Source organism: Nostoc sp. DedQUE04, assembly GCF_034530995.1.
GTDB lineage: Bacteria > Cyanobacteriota > Cyanobacteriia > Cyanobacteriales > Nostocaceae > Nostoc.
Map to the genome: position 1 here is coordinate 100,670 of NZ_JAVRCA010000003.1, position 21,241 is coordinate 121,910.

General features: G+C 42.3%; 13 protein-coding genes, 1 tRNA gene and 1 pseudogene. 5 read left to right on the top strand and 10 right to left on the bottom strand.

Annotated features, from left to right (window positions below; genetic code table 11):
- Positions 1–46 precede the first annotated feature (46 nt).
- The 6 genes and pseudogenes from RM049_RS03055 to RM049_RS03080 form a co-directional block, all read right to left on the bottom strand.
- Positions 47–1,570 carry a long-chain fatty acid--CoA ligase gene (locus RM049_RS03055; RefSeq protein WP_322703116.1) on the bottom strand — a complete coding sequence of 508 codons (1,524 nt, stop codon included), beginning with the start codon at positions 1,568–1,570 and terminating at the stop codon, positions 47–49.
- 184 nt (positions 1,571–1,754) lie between these two features.
- A complete protein-coding gene (locus RM049_RS03060; protein ID WP_322703117.1) occupies positions 1,755–3,179 on the bottom strand; it encodes a cytochrome P450 in 1,425 nt (474 codons plus the stop codon).
- 18 nt (positions 3,180–3,197) lie between these two features.
- Positions 3,198–4,901 (bottom strand): aromatic amino acid ammonia-lyase, encoded by a 1,704-nt coding sequence (locus RM049_RS03065; RefSeq protein WP_322703118.1) that lies wholly within the window; start codon positions 4,899–4,901, stop codon positions 3,198–3,200.
- Positions 4,902–4,977: 76 nt separating this feature from the next.
- Positions 4,978–5,847: pseudogene (aroF, locus tag RM049_RS03070) on the bottom strand (3-deoxy-7-phosphoheptulonate synthase); the annotation flags it as partial.
- Between the two features lie 273 nt (positions 5,848–6,120).
- Complete coding sequence (locus tag RM049_RS03075; RefSeq protein ID WP_322703119.1) at positions 6,121–6,423, bottom strand: hypothetical protein; 303 nt, start codon at positions 6,421–6,423, stop codon at positions 6,121–6,123.
- A gap of 547 nt (positions 6,424–6,970) precedes the next feature.
- Positions 6,971–7,093 (bottom strand): hypothetical protein, encoded by a 123-nt coding sequence (locus RM049_RS03080; protein WP_322674773.1) that lies wholly within the window; start codon positions 7,091–7,093, stop codon positions 6,971–6,973.
- Positions 7,094–7,171: 78 nt separating this feature from the next.
- Here RM049_RS03080 and RM049_RS03085 point away from each other — a divergent pair, with 78 nt between their 5' ends.
- Together RM049_RS03085 and RM049_RS03090 are read left to right on the top strand one after the other, a co-directional pair.
- A complete protein-coding gene (locus tag RM049_RS03085) occupies positions 7,172–7,852 on the top strand; it encodes a HEAT repeat domain-containing protein (protein ID WP_104905234.1) in 681 nt (226 codons plus the stop codon).
- A 75-nt stretch (positions 7,853–7,927) separates the two neighbouring features.
- On the top strand, positions 7,928–8,494 hold the full coding sequence (locus tag RM049_RS03090) for a phycobiliprotein lyase (RefSeq protein WP_322703120.1): 567 nt from the start codon (positions 7,928–7,930) through the stop codon (positions 8,492–8,494).
- A gap of 318 nt (positions 8,495–8,812) precedes the next feature.
- On the opposite strand, the gene RM049_RS03095 is transcribed toward RM049_RS03090, so the two are convergent.
- Positions 8,813–9,316, bottom strand: a complete 504-nt coding sequence (locus RM049_RS03095; RefSeq protein WP_322674770.1) for a 2TM domain-containing protein — start codon at positions 9,314–9,316, stop codon at positions 8,813–8,815.
- Between the two features lie 530 nt (positions 9,317–9,846).
- Here RM049_RS03095 and RM049_RS03100 point away from each other — a divergent pair.
- Together RM049_RS03100 and RM049_RS03105 are read left to right on the top strand one after the other, a co-directional pair.
- Complete coding sequence (locus RM049_RS03100; protein ID WP_322684401.1) at positions 9,847–10,563, top strand: ROK family protein; 717 nt, start codon at positions 9,847–9,849, stop codon at positions 10,561–10,563.
- Positions 10,564–11,518: 955 nt separating this feature from the next.
- Positions 11,519–12,073: a peptidoglycan-binding domain-containing protein gene (locus tag RM049_RS03105; protein WP_322703121.1), complete on the top strand. Its 555-nt coding sequence runs from the start codon at positions 11,519–11,521 to the stop codon at positions 12,071–12,073.
- Between the two features lie 85 nt (positions 12,074–12,158).
- Here the strand turns inward: RM049_RS03105 and RM049_RS03110 are convergent, their stop codons facing one another.
- From RM049_RS03110 to RM049_RS03120, 3 genes are all read right to left on the bottom strand, one after another.
- Positions 12,159–14,579 (bottom strand): sucrose synthase, encoded by a 2,421-nt coding sequence (locus tag RM049_RS03110; RefSeq protein ID WP_322703122.1) that lies wholly within the window; start codon positions 14,577–14,579, stop codon positions 12,159–12,161.
- A 913-nt stretch (positions 14,580–15,492) separates the two neighbouring features.
- Positions 15,493–20,151, bottom strand: a complete 4,659-nt coding sequence (locus tag RM049_RS03115) for an ATP-binding protein (RefSeq protein ID WP_322703123.1) — start codon at positions 20,149–20,151, stop codon at positions 15,493–15,495.
- Between the two features lie 458 nt (positions 20,152–20,609).
- Positions 20,610–20,682, bottom strand: a tRNA-His gene (locus RM049_RS03120).
- 124 nt (positions 20,683–20,806) lie between these two features.
- On the opposite strand from RM049_RS03120, the gene RM049_RS03125 reads away from it, so the two are divergent.
- On the top strand, positions 20,807–21,190 hold the full coding sequence (locus RM049_RS03125; protein WP_322674766.1) for a DUF4359 domain-containing protein: 384 nt from the start codon (positions 20,807–20,809) through the stop codon (positions 21,188–21,190).
- The last annotated feature ends 51 nt before the right edge of the window (positions 21,191–21,241 follow it).

Sequence of the window (21,241 nt, forward strand, 5' to 3'; positions counted from 1 at the left end):
TGAAACCTCTATTTATCTTTTTTATTTTGGTAGTTTGTTTGGATTGTCAATTAATAGGTAATAGTGGCGAATTGAGATTTGATTGCTTACGTAGAACTCGCTTGAGTACTTTACCTGTAGGATTTTTAGGAATTGAATCCACGAAGTTAATTACATGGGGGATTTTGTAGACTGCCATCCTTTGCCGACAGAATTCAATAATTTGCTTTTCTGTAACTTCTTTACCAGATTTAGCTACGATATTCGCCTGGATTATCTCACCTTTGAAACTATCAGGGATGCCATAAATAGCTACTTCGGCAACTGCTGGATGCTGATAAATGACATTTTCAACTTCAGTTGGATATACTTTAAATCCAGAGACATTAATCATGTCTTTTAAGCGATCGACGATATAGAAAAAACCATCTTCATCCATTCGACCAATATCGCCAGTATATAACCAACCATTTTTAATGACTTCAGCAGTTTCAAATGGGCGATTCCAATAACCAAGCATGACGTTGGGGCCGCGGATGACAATCTCACCCAATTCACCAGGCTGTACCTGATGATCGTCAGCATCAACAATTTTCATTTCTACATTTTCAATGGGAGCGCCAATGGAACCGAGTTTGTATTTCAAGTCGTGGTTATAACATGCACATGGTGATGTTTCAGTTAAACCATAGCCTTCATGAATCACTTTTCCATACTTTTTCTGCCAAATTTGAGCTATTTCAATTGGCATAGGTGCCGCAGCAGAAAAGTAATAACGTATGCTCTCAAAGGTTTGCTGAGGTATGTCGCTATTTAAGATTTTGATGAATACTGTCGGCACACCAAAGAACATGGTGATTTTATGAGTAGCGATCGCATTCAAGACTTGTGTCAGATCGAACCGCCGTTGCAGGACGAGGGTGGAACAAGTATTGAGTGCAGCATTGAGAATTGCATTTTGACCAAAGCAATGAAATAATGGTAGAAAAAGTAATAATTGGTCATTAGCTTGCATTCCACAACAACGATTTTGGGAATACATATTAGAGATGATATTGCCGTGAGAAAGAGTAGCTCCTTTAGGAAAACCTGTAGTTCCTGATGTGTAGACTATGCTAGCAGGAGCATGGCGATCCATTTTCACAGCGCGGGCATTTGGGGAAGAGGTTTCTATTAGTTGAGCTAAACTTATCCCCTTTTTGGCGCTACCTTCTGCAATCAAAATGTGTTGTAATTCGGGTAAATCTGCCTCTAATACCTCCAAACTACCTAACTCTGTGGTGATGATGGCTTTAGCAGCACAATCGTGAAGGATATAGCTGACTTCAGAACTTTTCAACATCACATTTACAGAAACAGCGATCGCACCAATTTTGAGAATGCCAAGATAAGAAGTAATGAACTCTGGAATATTTGGCAAAAACAAGGCCACGCGATCGCCTCTTCTTATTCCCAATCCTTGTAAACTATTAGCTACTCGATTTACTAACCGATCTAGATGGCTGTAAGTAAAAGATTTATCTTCAAAAATCAGGGCGATTTTCTCAGGAAATAATAAATGACCGCGCTCGATATGATTGGCAATATTCATAACTTAAAAGTCTCTCTTTCATCTGAGTATGGCAACAAATTAAGTTAACAAAACTTTCGGAATAGAATGGCACGAATCAAAGCTAAAATCATTGCTAGGGCTGGGTGTAAGTGAAAGAATTACCGCGTCAACTATTGTGATGTTTTTCCCTACACCCAAAAGCCAGTTACATTCAGGTTTGCGTTTATCTTAGTGTGATTCCTTTCTGAATATTTGGTGTGTAAACATCACCAAAACTGATTTGTGGTTCCAATGTCATGAGGATGCCGTGACGGGGACGTAATGTAAACATTGGCTCCTCCTCAACTGGATGTCCAGATACTAAGTGCAGCCGATATTTTTGAGCTACCATTGCAACTATCAACTGCATTTCAGTCATCGCAAATATCTCACCTATGCATTGGCGTGGGCCGCCGCCGAAGGGGTAGTAAGCATAGCGGGGACGCGCAGCCGCTTGTTCTTTTGTAAAGCGCTCAGGGTCAAAGTCTTCGGGATTCTCCCAAAAAGCCGGTAGGCGATGGGTGACATAAGGGCTAATCATGATTACAGAGTTAGCTGGTATGTGATAGCCTCCAACCTCGTCAGCCTGTAAGTTAGTACGAGTATAGACCCACGCACCAGGATAAAGCCGCATCGATTCTTCCAGTACCATCCTGGTATATTTCAGGTTTGGTAAATCTTCAAGAGTCGGGGTACGCCCATTTAAAACCCTCTTGAGTTCATCTTGAAGCCGACTTTCGACGTGAGGATGAAGAGAGAGCAAGTACCAAGTCCATGCAAGTACAGCTGCTGAGGTTTCAAATCCACCGGTAAAGATGGTCATAATCTCATCGCGCAGTTGTTTATCATTCATTCCCTGACCAGACTCTTCATCGTAAGTATCCATCAGCATAGAGAGCAGGTCGTCAGGACTATTACTATTTTCCCGGCGGGAGCGAATAATCCGATAGACGATTCTATCTAGTGTTCCCATCGCTTGCACAAAGGCGCGGTTTTTCGGTGTGGGTACCCATAGAGGTAGTTTGAAGACTGCCCATAGTTGACTACTAAGATACTCGTAAGCAGTATCCCATGCTTGATTCATCTCGGAAATTTCGTCTTCAGAATCAATGCTTAACAAACTCTTGAGGAGGATATTCTGGGCTAGTTGCATCATCTGTGCAAAGACATCTAGGGGTTTGTCTGAGCCGATGCTGCTCCAGGTATCTAGCATTTGGCTAATGGTTTTGGTCATGAAGGTGACTAATGCTCCAACCCGATGGCGATGAAAGGTTGGTTGCATTAAGCGGCGTTCGCGCCGCCAGGAGTCACCCTCGGCAACTGCTAGACCATTACCGATTACCTGCTTAATTGATTTAAAGTTTTCGCCTTTAATGTAGTTGCGGCTATTTTCTTGCAGGATATACTTCAGATGATCTGGATGAGAGACTAAATAAAGTTGTTGAGGCCCCATTGCCCCCAGATGGACTACTTCGCCATACTCCTGTACGGCATTCGTGAGAAACTGTAGTGGATTCCGCAACATTTGCGGGAGGTTACCTATAATCGGGTAGCCGATAGGGCCGGGAGGAGCTTTGCTGATACTTGGTGAAATGCTCTGTTTGTGCATCTTAACTGTCCTCAAGATTTAATTGAGACTTGACAAAATATCTTGAACTGCTTGCACAATCTGCCCACCAGATGCGATATCTGCACTAATTCGGGCAATATGTTCGTCAAGAGGTTGTTCGTGGTCGTTCCAGATATAAGGACGGTCAGGTGAAGCTGGTTGTCCGATGACATCGCGCACTGCCATATATAAATCTCTGGTAGCAGGAGATAAACAAGCACGAGCATCATAATGGTCTGCAACTAAATAGGTGCGTAAATCAACTGCTTGTACCCCAAATATCAAAGCGATCGCCATATACTGTTGGAAGGTATCTACTGAGCGACGCGCTAAGTTTGCCGAAGCAAAACCTTGACTGTTGATATTTTGGTTAAATTGTTCGGCATGGGTAGGAAATCTGTCTGCGATCGAGTTTCCATAGAAGGTTAACAATGGCATGATCGAGTTCCCAGATATTTGCAGACCTTTTAGCCCCATGTTGACACTGCGCTCTCGGTTCCCTACCAAAGATGCTGGCAGGCCATTGTTAAATTCTGGCGCTACCAGATAGGCTATTTGCACATCCAAATGTTTAGCCAACAACCCGATGTAGTAGCGCAACCGATCCATTCCTACACCGATATACTGCCCTAAGAAATTACCGCCATGATAGCTAACTTGGTTCTCAACATCGATCAGTGGGTTGTCGGTGACAGAATTAATTTCTACTTCGATTTGTTTTTTAATCTGCTCGATCCCATCTACAATCGGCCCCATGTATTGTGGTAAACAGCGCAGTGAATAACGGTCTTGAATTGGATCTCCACCCCGATAGTTGTGAGAACCATCTAGTTCTTCGCGGACTAAGCGTGAACCTGCTAGTAAGTTCAGCATTTGGTTCGCAGCCCATTTTTGCCCTGAATGCGGTTTGAGCTGATGAATAAATGGGTGGAATGATTGATTGGTACCATTCAAACCTTGAATTGCTAGGGCATGTGCCCCCATTGAGAGAGCTAATAAAACTCTGGTGTCATAGACACAATTGGCAGCAATACCTGTCATGACTGAGGTGCCATTCATCATTGCCAAGCCTTCTTTAGGAAGTAATTGCAATGGCTCTAAACCCAGATGGCTCAACGCTGTCGGCGCGTCGATTTCTTCACCGTTAAAGTCAACAGTATAACAACGGTCTAAACCAACCAATGCTCCAGTAATGTAGGATAAAGGCACTAAATCACCGCTTGCACCAATAGATCCAAATTCATATACATGGGGTGTGACACCAGCATTTAAGAAAGTTTCCATACGCTGGATAAGTTCTAGACGAATACCAGATGCACCATGCAAGTGGGAGTTAGCACGCAAAAGCATGGCGGCGCGGACATCAGCTAGCGGTAATTTTTGTCCGGCTCCGGTTTTGTGATACCAAATCAGGTTGTTCTGGAGTAGTGCCGCAGATTCAGGGGAAATGACAACATTGGCCATGCCACCAAAACCACTTGTCACACCATAAATTGGTTGACCAGATTCCACAGCATTACTAATGTAATCGCACGATGCTTGAACGCCTTGCACAACATCTCGATTATCAGTTAGGCGTACTTGAACACCCTGACGGGACACACTAGCTACTTCGTCTATTGTTAGGTCTTGGTTGCCTACAACTACAGTTTTACTGGAATTTACTAGGGAGGTTGCAGAGGATTGAAAAGTCTTGTTTTTGTTGAGTGATGTTGTATTCATTGAACTTCCAATTATTATTTAGATTGCACAGATGATGGACTGATTGGATGTCCTTGTTGGTAGGGTAATGGCACGCTTATAAAGCCCTAATGGCGGTGGTAGAAACTCGTGCAGCAAACTTGGGGGTAATGGTGGGGCTATGTTGTTTAGACCAACGACCAAAGAACTTAGCTAAAGAAGCCATTTCTAGCATTAATTCTTCAAATGCTTCTGGTGTTAAAGATTGAGGCCCATCTGAAAGAGCCTTAGCTGGGTTAGGGTGAACTTCAATCATCAAGGAATCTGCACCAGCTGCCAAGGCAGCCAAGGTCATCGGTTGGACAAACTCTGATTTGCCGGTGGCGTGGCTAGGGTCAATCATAATTGGTAAGTGAGTCAAAGTCCGCAAGACAGGGATTGCAGATATATCAAGGGTATTCCGTGTATACTGTCGGTCAAAGGTGCGAATTCCTCGCTCACACAAAATTACATTGGGATTACCTGCTGCCAAAATATATTCAGCTGACATCAACCAATCTTCAATTGTGGCTGATAGTCCCCGCTTCAATAACACTGCTTTACCAGTAGCGCCTACTTTCTTCAGTAGGGAGAAATTCTGCATATTGCGGGCACCAATTTGGATTACGTCTGCTACTTCAACAATCTTGTCTAAATCAGCTGCATCCATAACTTCTGTGATAATACCTAAACCAGTAGCTTCGCGAGCTTTTGCTAACAAATCTAATGCGCTTTCGCCATGTCCTTGGAATGCATAAGGTGAAGTCCGAGGTTTGTACGCTCCACCTCGGAGAAACTGTGCCCCTGCTGCTTTTACTATCTGTGCTGTTTCAACAATCATTTGCTCGTTTTCAACAGAACATGGCCCAGCAACTACAACTAAAGGATGGGTTTGTCCAAAGGTAACAGCTCCATTAGGTGTAGGTACAACCACAGATATATCCTTCCCAGCCTCCCTCTTTTAAAAGGCGAGAGAGGAGTAACGAGTAAGGAGAGTTTTTGCTCCCCTCTCCTGGTAGGAGAGGGGCTGGGGGAGAGGTCAAAATAGCACTCGTCGAACTCACGTTAAAAATATGAATATAAATGAATGTAGAGATGTAGCAATACTATGTCTCTATAAGGTTTATGGATAATGCATATTTAATTTTTGAAGATATCTATTCATTCTACTAGATGAAAGTTAGCTCAAGAATTAGTATTTAGACAAATATCAGAGATTCCTCTAACTACTGCTACTTTTACTAGTTTGTAATAAAGTTAGTTCTGAACGAAGTTTTGCAATATCTTGCTTAAGCTTCTGATTTTTTATTTGTAGTGCTTCTAGTTGTGCTTTATAAGTATCGCGCTCCGCTACCAATTTTCGCAGTTCATTTTGTGGAAGTGGAGAAGAAAGTGGCAGATGATTAGTGGTTGTTTGTTCAATGCTAGAAACCTCAGTCTTGGGTAAGACTAATGTTTCTACTTGATTTGTATCTATCTGCTGACTAACTGAAGAAAATTTTTGTTGCTGTTCCTTTACTCTCAAAGTCTGACTTGCTCTTAGCTACTAAAGGCTGGTCAATAATTTTCTCTGATTGGGTAGGTATTACTTTGATTTCTATAGGAAAAGCTGTGGACTCATGCTTACTAATTTTCATACAATCTATTCCTGCTAGCATTTGTATTTTTCTTAGAGATATTTTTGCAAAGCAGTTTTTTAGGCTTGTGATTTTATGTTTAAGGGAACTTGTAAGCTAATCAGCATTCAAGTTGCATAATCAGGGCGGGCTTTTCGGCCCACCCCACAAGATATTGAGAAAATTTTGATCTGCAAATTAGATGTGTTTTAGCTTATTAAGTTACTCAGGTCAAGCTAATAACTTTACGCAACTTCTTGTTATATCTTTACAAAAGTACATAATCAATTGCTATCCCAAATACTATTTTAAAAATGCTAATGTGTTGTTATTCGCCAGTTTTGTGGCTTTTTGGCGATGTCTACGACGAGTTACGCCTACGCAGAACTACTCGTACCAATTCACGATGAAGATGTACTTAATATTTCTTAAATGAATTGGCAAGTACGCCTTTTCTTAGAGAGGGCGATGAATGCGAGTGATTTTCCCAATTGGCAGAGGCTTTACACCGATTTCCTTCACTGGTGTAAGCGCGATCGCTTTTTTATTCATAATTGAGCCATTTTGTAAAGTCGCCAAACTCCTACTTCAGTAGGGCGACAGCGTGATGAACAAATCAGGTAAATTAAGATAAGTAAAGAAAACGCTTTGAACTAAATGGCAGCTCTAAGCTTACAAGAAATTTCTACTCAGCTAGAAAGTCCGAATTTACGCGATCGCATGGTAGCCCTTGCTAATCTGCGTCATGTTGCGGCTGAGGATGCAGTGCCTTTAATTAAAAAGGTACTAGACGATGAATCTTTGCAACTGCGATCGATGGCAATATTTGCTCTGGGAATCAAGCCAACACCAGAATGTTATTCTATTTTGGTAAAAATTCTCGAAAATGACCCTGATTATGGTATACGCGCTGATGCCGCTGGTGCTTTAGGATATTTGGGTGATGCCAGAGCTTTTGAGGTGCTTTCACGGGCATTTTATGAAGATACTGATTGGCTAGTACGTTTTAGTGCAGCTGTTTCTCTAGGTAATATTAAAGACCCTCGTGCCCATCAAATTCTGATTCAGGCATTGGATAGCAAAGAAGTCGTGTTGCAACAAGCTGCAATCTCTGCACTGGGAGAAATTCAAGACATCGAGTCTGTAGATAAGATCCTGCGCTTCGCCCAATCAGATGATTGGTTAGTGAGGCAGCGTTTGGCAGAAGCCTTGGGAAATCTTCCCACTCCCAAGAGTGTCTCAGCTTTAAAATACTTAGAAAAAGACAATCATTTCAATGTTGCTGAGGCAGCCAGAATTGGCCTCAAGAAGCTTGAGGAAATAGGCAATCAAGCTTAATATTAAAACCTCCTGCTAGCTTTTAATAATAATTAAGTGGGAATTTTAGCATTTTGATGCAGGGTAATTTCATTCATGAATATTGAAGAGTTTTTTCAGTTAAGTGCTGGTAAATGGTTTTCTCATCGCACTAGTCAACATTTGGCTTTTAACCAATCAGAACATAGCAAGTCAGATATCATCATTGAGACGCTGCCATTAGATCATCCAGAAGCAGTTAAGCTGTGTGAAAGTTACAACATTAATCCTAGTTCTGCTTCCTGTGCTACCAAAATTATCTGGAACGGCACAATGGACAAGGATCGAGCAAAACATAGTGGTTCAACTGTGTTAGTTTCGGTACCTGATGCAGATAATCCGACCCAAGGCAGGTTACTCAGAGAAATAGTTGATGCCAATAAAACTCCAGTTGCCGGACGCTATAAATTTGACAGTGATGGTGCTTTAATCCTAACTACAGAGGATGAAAACATATTCTCAGAGGAACGGCTGTGGTTTGCTAGCCCCAATTTGCGAATGCGGGTAAATGTCCTCAAGAGTTTTGGTGGATTTAGCATCACTTCCTTCACTTCAGAGATTCGCATGGGTGGCTTTCCACCCCCTGAGAAGGTTTCCGAGGCGGCTAATTCAGTATCTAGTTAAGTTCGATCGCAAAATATTCTCCCCCTTTCTGGCTACAGTGTACACACAAGTCAAATTACCCCCCTTAATCCCCCCTTATAAAGGGGGAAAAAAGAAATCCAGTTCCCTCCCCTTTGCAAGTTGGTTTTGTAGCTTGCGTGCCAATTTTATTGGATTTACGACGGGGGGAAAAAAGAAATCCAGTTCCCTCCCCTTGCCAAGGGGAGGGTTAGGGTGGGGTAAAACCCTAGTTAATCAGCTTATTTCAGACTTGTGTGTACACCGTAGATTTCTGGGGGGAATTAAGTAGAGATGGGTTAGGGTTAGAGAAAGTTTTGATTAAGCCTGTAATACCTTAAACCACTTATTCAAAACTGTGCTGATGGTTTTCTTAATCTGATGGTTGCGGCTCCATTTTTGGAATGCCATTTCATACTCATCACCTTTGATTTGAAAGGTATTCCAGACATCAAGCGCTACAGGCAATCCGCAGAATAGTAAAATGTACAGCGACCAAGAAATTCCGCCACCAGTAATTAAATCAAGCAGTATAAAAAAACCATTGGAAATTGCATATTTGCTTAAACGCTTCTGAAATCTTCTGATGCGGTAAGCGTCAAAAGCTTTTCGCTGTTGAACTTGGCCCTGTTGTAATACCCAATCGCGCTCTGCTAATTTTAAAGACTCAGGTGAAATTTCTAACTCAGCAGCAATTTCTAATATATGCTCATAAGAAAATTCTGTGTCTTTATCATCTGCTTGACGAGCGATCGCTAAGTGCAGAATTTGTTGGACATCTTCTTGGCTATACGAGCGGATGCTTTGAGGTTCAAACGCCGTCATAATTTTTTCTCTTATATTACTTTTAATAGAAATTTGCTGCCCGATAGATTTTAAGCAGCTACGCTAGTACTATTTCCATTATTCTTAGATTAACAAATCTAGATGCTGTCCGGCATTGAATGTATGGGATTTTTAACTTTGGGCATAGGGTGAATGTCACTAAGAAAACGTGAAACCTCGTGTTTGGCAGGGTGTTGGGGGTAGGGTGTTGGGTGTAGTGTTTAAGACAATTAACCTTTAGTTGCGTCAAGGAGTTCAACATTTTCTTGATTCCCTACACCCTACACCCTACCCCCCACACCCTCTCATCCGGTTAGATCAGGGGTTTGTGCTTAACAAGCGTGCCATTCGGGCATAGGGTAAAGAGGCAGAGGGGCAGAGGGGCAGGGGGCAGGGGGCAGGGGGGAAAAATTTACTGCATCTGCCTTCTCTCCACCAATATAGAGACTCTCCAAACATCCAAGATATTATCAAATGCAGCAGAGCATAATTAATAACGAAATAACAAGCATTAACAAGGATGTAACTCAATGGTTGAAGAAAATGGATCGATTCGTACCCTATCGGTTGATATTGGCGGTAGTGGTGTTAAGGCTATGGTTTTGGATATTACGGGGCATCCTGTAACAGAAAGAGCGCGTTTAGATACACCTCAACCTGCGACACCGGAGGTTGTAATTAATGCAATTGTGGTGTTAGCAGCGGCTCAAGGTGAATTTCATCGCGTTTCGGTCGGTTTTCCTGGTGTGGTGCGCTGTGGAGTCACAGAAACAGCGGTAAACTTACATCCAGATTGGATCGGATTTGATTTGGAAAAAGCATTATTAAAACACTTAAACAAGCCTGTACGGGTGATTAATGATGCAGACATGCAGGGATTTGGTGCGATCGCTGGTAAAGGTGTCGAATTGGTGATTACTCTGGGTACGGGGTTTGGTTCGGCTTTATTTGTAGATGGTAAGCTGGTACCAAATATGGAAATGGGGCATCATCCGTTTCGCAAAGGAGAGACTTTTGAGCAACAGTTGGGGCGTGCAGAGTTAGAAAAAATTGGTGAGAAAAGATGGAATAGGCGTTTAGAAAAAGCGATCGCATCCTTGCAACATCTGTTTAATTATGACTACCTTTACATTGGCGGTGGTGAAGCGGTGAGAGTGAATTTACAGCTCCCGTTAAATGTCAAACTCATCCCCAATATCACTGGTTTATTAGGCGGTATTGCTTTGTGGCGAGATGATAAAAGGTAAAAAGTTTTTCAATATCCACAACTTAGAGTACTAAGCGATATCTAAGGGCTACCTACACCTACACACTTTTTGATTAAGGTGCATTCTTTCTCAAAGTTTCAAAATGATATAAAAATTAACACAGATTAGAAAAGAGAATTGCACAAACATTATGTTCAGTGCCTCTGTGTAATTTTTTCATGTAGTATCTAAACTTTAACTCAAATTCCATACCGTGCAACAAGGTTGTGCGGTTTCATTCTTTTGAGGTGAAAGTGTGAGCTTTTCGAGAATAGCTTGAAGGAGCGACATAAGTTGCAATACAGTTCAGAATGAGCAACAAAACCCTTATTGTAGAGACGCGATAAATCGCGTCTTCAAAGACCAATAATCCTTAAGTAAACCGTATTTACAGAAATTGTGATTGATAAAAAGTATTTGAAATTAAGAGCTTTTAATCAATAGTTAAAAAACTGCCTCAATGAATTAAGTAGTATTTTTACTGGCAGTATAAACATGATAAAAGTAACATCAGCATATCAAGCATGAGCTAAATATAACTAGATAAATTTGTTTGATGCGATTCCCTGGCGATCGTATAAGTAGAACAGGCGGGAAAAATCAAACTATGTTAATAAAAGTAAAGTGGACTAAAACCCTCTTTCCTTCTGCCTTCTGCCTCACTTCGACTACGCTCAGTGACCACCTGCCTCCTGTCTGAACCTGATGATAAATATTCACAGCGACTTACTTAGTATGTTATTGTCTAAACCATTGATTTAGATAGTATGTCTGATAACTTGATGGCTTGATTAATGATATTAATCTGATTAAATGGGATCGGGGGTGAGCAAATATGAACATGAAAATATTACCTGGAAAAATTAGTACATGACTTTTTATTTGGTCAGTATGTACTATCCCGGACAGCAAATGTTGGTTAAAAGAAATATTGGTTGAAGTAAAATAAACTAAAATGAATGAAATTGGCCTGATGATGACGGGCGTGTTAACAATAAGACAAGGATCTGGGATCAATTTGCCACAGCAGCAATTATTTCAGATGGAAAATGATGTAAACCAGTCAAAACAGAGTCAGTTAGAGATAGCTGCTAAAGTTACGCCACCTGAATTTATGCAGACAGATGAGATTTCCCAGGCTTCTCTCTCAGCGCTAAAACTAGAAAAAGAACACATACTTCAGAAAATTAGCAAAAAGAATCTGGGACTAATTTCTTCTAATTTAGGTAAGCCTAAGAAGTCTTTTCAGTCTGGAGGTAAAGTCCGTACAAAGGCTACAGGACGGTTTCAGAAGTTTAGTAGCCAGCCTCTACCGACTCTTTATTTCGGTAGTTCTGGTATTGCTGTCAGAGCCTTACAACAGTTATTAGTGTCTAACGGTTATGCTGTGAGAGTAGATGGGATTTTTGGCGCACTAACAGAGACTGCTGTCAAAGCCTTTCAAAACCAGCAAAATTTAGGTGTGGATGGAGTAGTTGGCCAACGAACTTGGAGTGCGTTGACAATTTAGTTAAAAATTAGGAGTTAGGAGTTAGGAGTTAGGAGAATTTTAGATTTTCATAATTACTCACTCTTCACTCTTCACTCCTCACTTATTATCGGTACTGATGCTGTTCTAATAGCTGTTGCGCTCTTGGCTTGTAAATTAAATAGAACAAAGCCTCAATATAGCGCAATAAATCTTCCCGATTTTCCATAGAGGTAAAGTTCCAGAAGCCATAAATCCGTGCTAATGATAACAGCTTGCTAGTGTGAATTTTCCAAGTATAGGTGCTGTAAACTCGGTCAATTCCTCGCTGAGAAATTTCACTCCAATAGTTAGGATTTTGTTCGCATTTAGTGATGAAGTCCACAATTTTGGTGGCTGTCTCTTCTAAATTCGTTGGGTTAATCAAAAAGCCATTCACCTTATCTTGAATAATCTCTAATGGCCCGCCAAACTGTGTGGCAAGAGTTGGCAATCCTGAAACCATCGCCTCTAAAATTGTTAAACCAAAAGCTTCAAATAAAGCCGGTTGAACAAAAATTCCCTGACGATCGGCAATGACTCGGTAAATTTCACCGGAATCAGTTTTGGAGAGGCGTACACCCAACCAACGAATTTTACCGTGCAGATTATACTGGTCAATTATTTGGTAGAGTTTGATAATTTCGCTGCGTTCTTCGTTGTCATCTGATTCTTCGACGCGTAACTTACCCGCTACTAAAATTAAGTTGCAATGCTCTTGTAATTCTTGACTTTGACCATAACATTCAGCCAAACCTGTGAGGTTTTTGATGTGGTCAAGACGCGCCATTGAGAAGAGAGGGCGCTTGTTAGGATCGTCTAGTTTACCAAAGATTTGCGTGGAATCTTCCAGAGTAAAGAGCATTTCTGCAAGGCGTTGGCGATCGCTCTCTACTCGGTCTTTAATCCGCGTGTAAGGGAAGTAATTATTTTCATTTACTCCAGGTGGTACAACATTAAATTTGGGACTAAATAATTCAATGCCATTGGTAACATGATACAACTCCGGCATAGTGAAGCATTTGTAAGACTCGTATTGTCCCACACTATCCGGTGTTCCGACAATTTCCTGGTAGGTGCTGCTAATCACAAAATTGGCAGCATTCATGGCAATCAAGTCAGCTGTAAATTGCAAAGAAAAATGATATTTATCTTCTAATTCTTGCCAGTAGAGGTTACTGAACAAGTATTTAGATTTTTCTAAAGCGTGGGCAACATTGCATTGAGTAACTTTCAGCCGTCGCGCCAGCAAGAATGCTACTAAATTTCCATCAGTATAGTTTCCAACTATTAAGTCAGGTGTGCCGTGAAATTCTGCCCGTAGTTCTCTTTCGGAATCAATGGCGAAAGTTTCTAGATAAGGCCAAAACTCAAACCGGGAAATCCAATTTTGAGTCATGTTAGGATTAAATTCCCGTAAAGGCACTCGCAAAATCCAGGCATTTTCGCTACCGTGAACTTTTTCTAGCCGTTGATTACAAAGGGTGCCATCACTATTGGGAATCAAGCGGGTGAGAATAATTACCTTTGGCTCGACATTCAATTTCTCTAAACCCGCAAGCAGGACATCTTCTTGTAACTGCTTCTCTAGGCTTTTTGCCTGGTCAAGGACGTAAACTACCTGACCGCCGGTATCGGGACGCCCTAAAACTCCCTCTTGCCCAAACCAACCGTGAGCTGATACCAAGACGATTCTAAAAATCATCGGGACACGAGAAATGAATGCTTCTAAAGTCTGAGGATCGGCAGAATCAATCAATTCATCGAGAATACTTAAAGTTTCCCGCACTCGCGCTGCGGTGTTACCCCAACCTGGCTCAAAACCCATTGACTGCAATTGGAAGCGGAATTGTTCGTAGGGTTCATCTTCGGGGCGGTTATCAACAAAACCGATCGCTTTCTTAACTTGCTCGGAAAGTTGCTGCTGTGATTGAATGCGATCGTTGAGTAGCAGTTGCACACCGTTGTAGTGGTGCAGGCGCAAGAAATTCAATAAGCTGTCGAGCAATTGTTTGGAGTCTTGAAATATTTTGCTGGATAGATAGCGGTTGAGAAATTGTACCCCTTTACCAATATTTTTGGGGTCGCGGATGACTGGGGTGTAGTCATAAAACGGGCCGAAGTCCAATTCTAGCAGGTCGCCTTCGTTGGGATGATATTTGTTTACCAAGCGATCGCGCAGATCCAACAAATCCTGCACCGTCATCGGCTGAATGCTTAAGTCTGATGTCAGCCAGTAAACTTCTTGGCTGGCAATCTTAGAACGGATGATGAAACAGAAGTTTGAGTCCTCTTGAATTATTTCCTGAGTATAGTAAATGAGTTTTCCCAACTCAGAAGAAGTGTAAAAAGTCTCAGGTTTCTGAGACTTGGAGCAATACTCACTATATACATTCAGTATGTCGTTCCGTAGCAAGTACTTCTTTTCTTTTTGGCGTAATTCACTAAGAAAAGAACGTAAATCACTTTTTTCTTCACTATCTAAGACTGCTTGAAGCAATTCAGACATAGCAACTCCACTAAATGACGATGTTTGCATTGTTAACTTTCTAGGCAAGACAAATAAGCCTCCACCTTTTGTTAGACATATATAAACACTAAACAACACAGATAAATTATATTTACCTGTGTACATACAAGTATCAACTTTTTAGCAGACACTTAAAGCGTGTTCTTCTTTACCTAAAGTATCTATGACTCAGTATTTTTGGATCTCACTAAAGGAATACAATTTTTATTTCTTTTGATAGAGGTTACTAAATAACTGCATAATAATATTTGGGGCACAAATTATCGCACCCTCAATTGCTTAATGTAATCTTTACTATATCATTTATTTGCGTATATTTTGATTATCAGCACATCTAGAAGGAAAAGATTTAACTAAGTAAGTTGGCACAATAAAACCAAACTGTGTGAAGAAAAATAAATAAGGCTCAAACCCTTTTTCTTCTTGCTCCTTGCTCCCTGCCCTCTGCTTTATCCCAACGATAATTATTTACGCCGACCTAGTTATCAAGCTCTATAAGACTTTTATAGGACTTACGCATCGTACATAAGTACTAAACACAATTTGGGTATTTTAGCCATGTTTTGGCATCCAGCGATCGCAAATGTCGGAATAAATCAGGGTTATCTGAAGCCTCTGAAAAGACTAAATACCGTAGTACACGTTTTGGTTGATTTGTATAGTGCGTAAGTCCTATTTTAAATCAATATTTTTTAATTATTTCAGAGTGCTAATATTCATTTTTATAGTGCGTATAAATAATTTATTCTGCAACTTTCAGTATTAGCGATATTGTGCTAATTTTGAGCATAAGTAATTGTGCCGCTATTATCTCTTTGTCAAAAAAATCTAGAATAATTTAGAATAATTAGTATATTTATTCATCAAATGTTCTTCTGATTTTTTAACTATTTTAAATTTTGAATTCTGAACTCTGAATTCTATTGTAAGTCCGCATTTCGACGACGATCGCCACCAAAGCTTCTGGATCGATGGGTTTGGGGATATGACGTTGAAATCCGGCGGCGATCGCTTGCTGCCGATCGAGTTCTCCGGCATAAGCTGTTAAAGCAATAGCGGGAATTTGTCCCCCTTGCTCAAGCCCAAGGGTACGAATTTGTCGGATCAGCATATAGCCATCCATCTCTGGCATCCCAATGTCACTGATGATGATGTTGGGAATGGATTGAGCGATCGCTTGCAGCGCCTCAGTCCCAGATGCAGCAGCAGTGACGATCGCCCCATCTTGTTCTAAAACAAAAGCGATGAAGTCTCGCGAGTCCGTTTCATCATCGACGACTAAAATCTGAATGCCGTTCAAATCACCCTCCTGAACGGGCGATCGCTCTAAGGTTGGTGCTTGAGTTAACTGAGGTGCAAGTGGAATTTTAACCGTAAATGTCGCTCCTAGCCCAACACCTGGACTTTCTGCTGTTACGGTTCCACCATGCATTTCCACAATTTGGCGCACAATAGCCAATCCCAACCCTAGTCCGCCGAATTTGCGGGTGGTTGCACTATCTTCTTGCCGGAAATGCTCAAACACGTAGGGCAAAAAGTCGCCACTAATTCCTTTTCCAGTATCGGTGATTTGAATTTGGGCGCGATTTTCAGCTTGAGATAGGGCAATCGTGACTTGTCCCCCATTATGTGTAAACTTAACGGCATTCGACAGCAGATTCCATACGACTTGTTGCAATCGCCCTGCATCCCCGACTACCACGCCCAGAACGGGCGAGACGATAGTCTGAATTTGGATTGACTTGGCTTCAGCGGCTAACCGAACTGTTTCCAGCGCGGCCCAAATCACTGTATTGAGGTCAATGGGTGAGGTTGATAAGCTCATTTTGCCGCGCAAAATCCGGGAAATGTCCAGCAAGTCATCAATGAGTTGCACTTGAAGCTGGGCGTTGCGCTCAATCGTGGCGATCGCAGCATTCGTTTTTTGGGCATCTAGCTTTCCTTGCTGCAACAGTTTTGACCATCCCAGAATTGGATTCATCGGCGTTCTCAGTTCATGGGAAAGAACTGCCAAGAACTCATCTTTAATGCGATTACTTCGATCTAACGCTTCGGCTCGTGCCTGTAGCTCTGCAATTAGACGCGATCGCTCTAAGGCAACAGCTAGTTGATTGGCTACTGTTTGCATGAGGTCGAGTTCGTCTGGCGTAAAGCGATCGCGTTGACGAGTTCCCAGTCCCAGGGTGCCTAAGACGCGATTGCCCACGATTAACGGATGACTAGCATAAGCTCTGATGCCGTTTGACTGAACTGGAATAGGAAGTCGATCGGTGGTTGAGAGGGCATTTTCAACGATAGCTGGCTGGCGATGTTGCACCGCATAACCACATACACCCTGCCCTAACTCCAAAAATTTAGCGGATAAAGCAATGTCTTTTGAGATACCCCCATAGGTATTAAGTTCAAGGCGTTGCTGGTCTTCTTGAAACAAGTAATTAAAATAAACTTCCAGTCCCAAATAAGTCGAAACCTTTTCAAACAAACTGGCTAAAAATACCTTGGGATCTTCGTTGAGCAACAGATCGTTAGCAACTTCTGAAAGCAGCTTCAGCCGTTCGTTGCTTGCTTTCACAGTCGCTTCGATTTGTTTGCGATCGGTAATATCGTTAAACAATATCGCTACTTTTCGGCTCTGTGGCTGGCCAATGGGAAACGCATACACGTCAAACCAACGGTGCAGCGCTTCGGCGCGATTCTCAAAGCGATGGGGTTGCCCTGTTAGGGCAATTTTACCGTAAATTTCAAACCAATACTCTTCATGATTTGGAGTTAACTCGCGCATCCTTTTGCCTTGTGCATTGTTGAGTCCCGTTTGTTTCTCAAACGCCGGATTTATTTCCAAAAAGCGATAATCGATGGGCTTACTGTTTGGATCAAATAGCACTTCAATTACACAAAAGCCTTCGTCAATGGATTCAAACAAAGTTCGATAGCGTTCCTCAGATTGGCGCAAAGCGTCTTCGGTTTGTTTGCGTTCGGTGATGTCTGCTAATGCTCCAGGAAAAGCAATCGGTCTGCCATCAGCAGCATATTCAACTCGGCCGCGTGCGGCAAGCCAGCGCTCCTCGCCTCTTGCCGTATAAACGCGATACTCACTAAAATATTCTTCCCCGGTTACAATCGCCTGATTAATTGCAGCGACCGTTTGTGGGCGGTCTTCTTCGTGCATTGCTTGGACAAACAGTTCAATCGGCAAACCTGTTGTTGCTTCCACAGGGTCAACGCCAAACAAGCGAGCAAAGGCTGCATTCACGATTACTAGATTCTCAGAAATCTTCCACCGCCATGTGTAAATGGCTCCTGCTGCTAAAGCGGACTCCAATTGCACGTGGGTTTCCCGTAAGTCAGCTTCGGCTTGTTTGCGATCGCTAATATCGATGGAAATCCCGATCATGTGTTCCGGATTTCCCGCCTCGTCGTCAATTATATGCCCCCGAACCAGCACCCAGTGCGTGCTGCCATCATCCCAAACAGTGCGATACTCCACCTCATAATTGCTGCTGTTGGTAATCGAATCTAGAATTGCCGCCTGCACCCAAGTCCGATCTTCTGGATGAATCCGCTCCATTAGAACTTTGTGCGAGAAATCAGCATTAATCGGCAGACCATAGTTGACTTTGCACTGGTCAGAAGTAGACAGAACATTGGTCTTAATATCAAGTTGCCAAGAGCCGAGTTTGCTCGTCTCCAGAGCAAGTTTAAGCTGCTGTTCGCTGGCTTGCAGCGTCTGAGCTGCTTGTTTGCGGATATCTATCAGTTTTAAAGTTGACTCAACACGAGCCAGTAGTTCGCGAGCCGAAAACGGTTTGATTAAATAATCATCGGCTCCCGCTGCCAGCCCTTCTACACGAGCCTCTTCACCCGCCCGCGCTGACAGCAAAATCACGGGCAATTCTCTGGTTTGGGGGTCAGCCCGCAGTTGATGTAGCAACTCATACCCATCCAGCCCCGGCATCATTACATCACTGAGAATCAAATCCGGGTGCTGTGCCTGGATTGCAGCCAAAGCCGCCATTCCATTAGCGACTGTCTCAACCTCATACCATTGACTCAACAATCGCCGCATATAATCGCGCATATCGGCGTTGTCATCTGCTAAGAGGATACGGGCAGAAGCAGTAGAGGGGAAAAACACTCTATTAAAACTACCTTCTTTCTCTGTATCTCCTCTGCCCCCCTGCCCCCCTGCCCCCCTGCTCCTCTGCCCCCCTGCTGCTTCCAAAAGCCAGCGCGAAGCTTCTTCAAGGTATGGCGTGGCGCTGAGTGTGTTTGATGCCACAGTCCCAGGAGCATTTAACCGTTCTTGTGGTAAATGCGCGCACCCAGTTGGAATCGAAACTGTAAATCGGCTACCCTGTCCTACAACGCTGGTAACGCTGATAGAACCGCCATGCAACTTCACCAGTTCTTGCACGAGCGATAAGCCAATTCCAGAGCCTTCAAAACTTCGTCCCTGTAACCCTTTGACTTGATAAAACCGTTCAAACAGGCGCGAAATTTCAGCTTCTGGAATGCCACTTCCAGTATCTTCAACGATTAAATTAACAGTATTGCGATCGCGCTGCAATCGAACGGTAATGGTTCCCGTCAACGTAAACTTAAAGGCATTCGATAATAAATTAAATACAATTTTCTCCCACATTTGGCGATCGATATAGATTGCCTCTGGCAAGGTCGGACAGTCGATCGCGAACTCCAGACCAGCCTGTTTCATGAGCGAGCAAAACATACTAGCTAGCTCTGTTGTGAATGCGGCTAAGTCAATCGGTTGATATGATGCTTGCATTCGCCCCGCTTCCAGCCGCGAAAAATCAAGCAGCGTGTTGACTAATTTCAGCAACCGGAGTCCGCTTCGCTGCACGAGTTCAAGGCGATCGCGCTGTTGGGGCACTAATGGGGTTTGAGTGTCGAGTAACAAGTCTTCGAGGGGACTCAACATCAGTGTTAAAGGCGTGCGAAACTCGTGGGAGATATTGCTGAAAAAAACGGTTTTGGCGCGATCGAGTTCTGACAATGCCTCATTCGCCGCTTGCAGTTGTTCGTTGACCTCTCGTAACTCCTGCACTCTAGTATAAATTTCCATCTCCATTTGGTCGGTGCGAGTCTGGAGTGATTTATTCAACTGACGCTGTTCGTTTCGCTGCTGCTGCACCCGCATAAATTCGGTGACATCTTCGGCTCGATGAATAATGTGCGTCATTTCACCGTTTTCATCAAAGACTGGCGAGTTGGTTGGTGTCCAGTACCGCTCCTCAAAGCCACCGCCTTCTGATTCCGGGCGGCGAATGTCATACTTCTGCACTGCCATTGTCTGAGGCTGGCGATACTTGAGTACGTTTTCTAAAGAGGCACGTAAATTCCGAACTCCAGTAGCATTTGGATCGTCAGGATTATCGGGAAAAACCTCGAATAAATGGCGACCAACGACCTCTTCTCGTTTGGTCTTGGTCGCCCGAAAGTAAGCATCACTTCCGGCGACAATCACTAAGTCGAGTGAGTAGACAATATACAATCCTGGTATTGATTCAAACAAGGTTTGAAAATTCAGCATCCCTTCTTTTGAGCGGTATTAACTTCTTGGCTTAAAAAGCTATTAAAACAAACAGCAGTCCAATTAAAGGGTGCTGCAAAGCCTAAATTTATAGCTTCAACAGTCCAGAGCTTGGGTTTAAGAGAACAGAGGTTTGCAGAAGCAGAATTACAATGAAATCGAGGCACTCACTATATAGTAAAAGAATAAAATAATTAAAAGTGATATTACTTGCCTCGATCGCATCAGCCCAAAAGGATATAAGGCATTGCATACCTAATTTTAATTTAGCAAGTAATTTTGCTTATATACATAAACTTCTTTAATAAGATAATCTAATGAATCATGATAGACTTGCAATCCTTGCAAGTCTATAAACTTATGAGATGACAGATTGTTGGTAAAGTGATGCTTATGATTGTTCGCACCATACAACACACCTTTAATAGGAGTATAGCTATAAATATGAAATTATGTAGGGCGAACGATGGGACTCGAACCCACGAATGGTGGTACCACAAACCACTGCCTTAACCACTTGGCTACGCTCGCCATTCAACAATTTGAATTATAGCAACAATTTGGCAAGCGATCAAGAGTTTTTCTTCAAGGAACGGACTTAGTTGATTTAGAGTCTCCAGAATCTAACAATTACAATGAATTTTACTTGGCAAATATGAAACCATTGACCATCATCGCGTATACTGGAGCAGCAGTAGGACTTGCCGCCTTGGGTGTGACAATGGCGAAAACCAATCCCAGTCAAGTTGAATATGAAGAATATGCAGTTCAACGGCTGACAAAATACTTAAAAACCGATGTATGTAATAAAACTACGAATATTCTGGAAAATTTAATTCGTTTTAATTGTGATAAGTTAGTTGACTCGGCTAACCCACAAATCCAAGAAATTATTGCCAAGACCACAGAAAGGCAAGATTTCGTGATTTTTAGCATTTACCGTACAGATTTAAAAATAAACTCTTGGATACCTTCGTACAAATTTGAAACGGTAGGAGCTTTCGATCAATTTTATACTTACACTGCCGAAGAACAATAAGATAAGGAGTAAGGGAGAATATAAAAGTGATTAAGAATACTTCTATTTAGT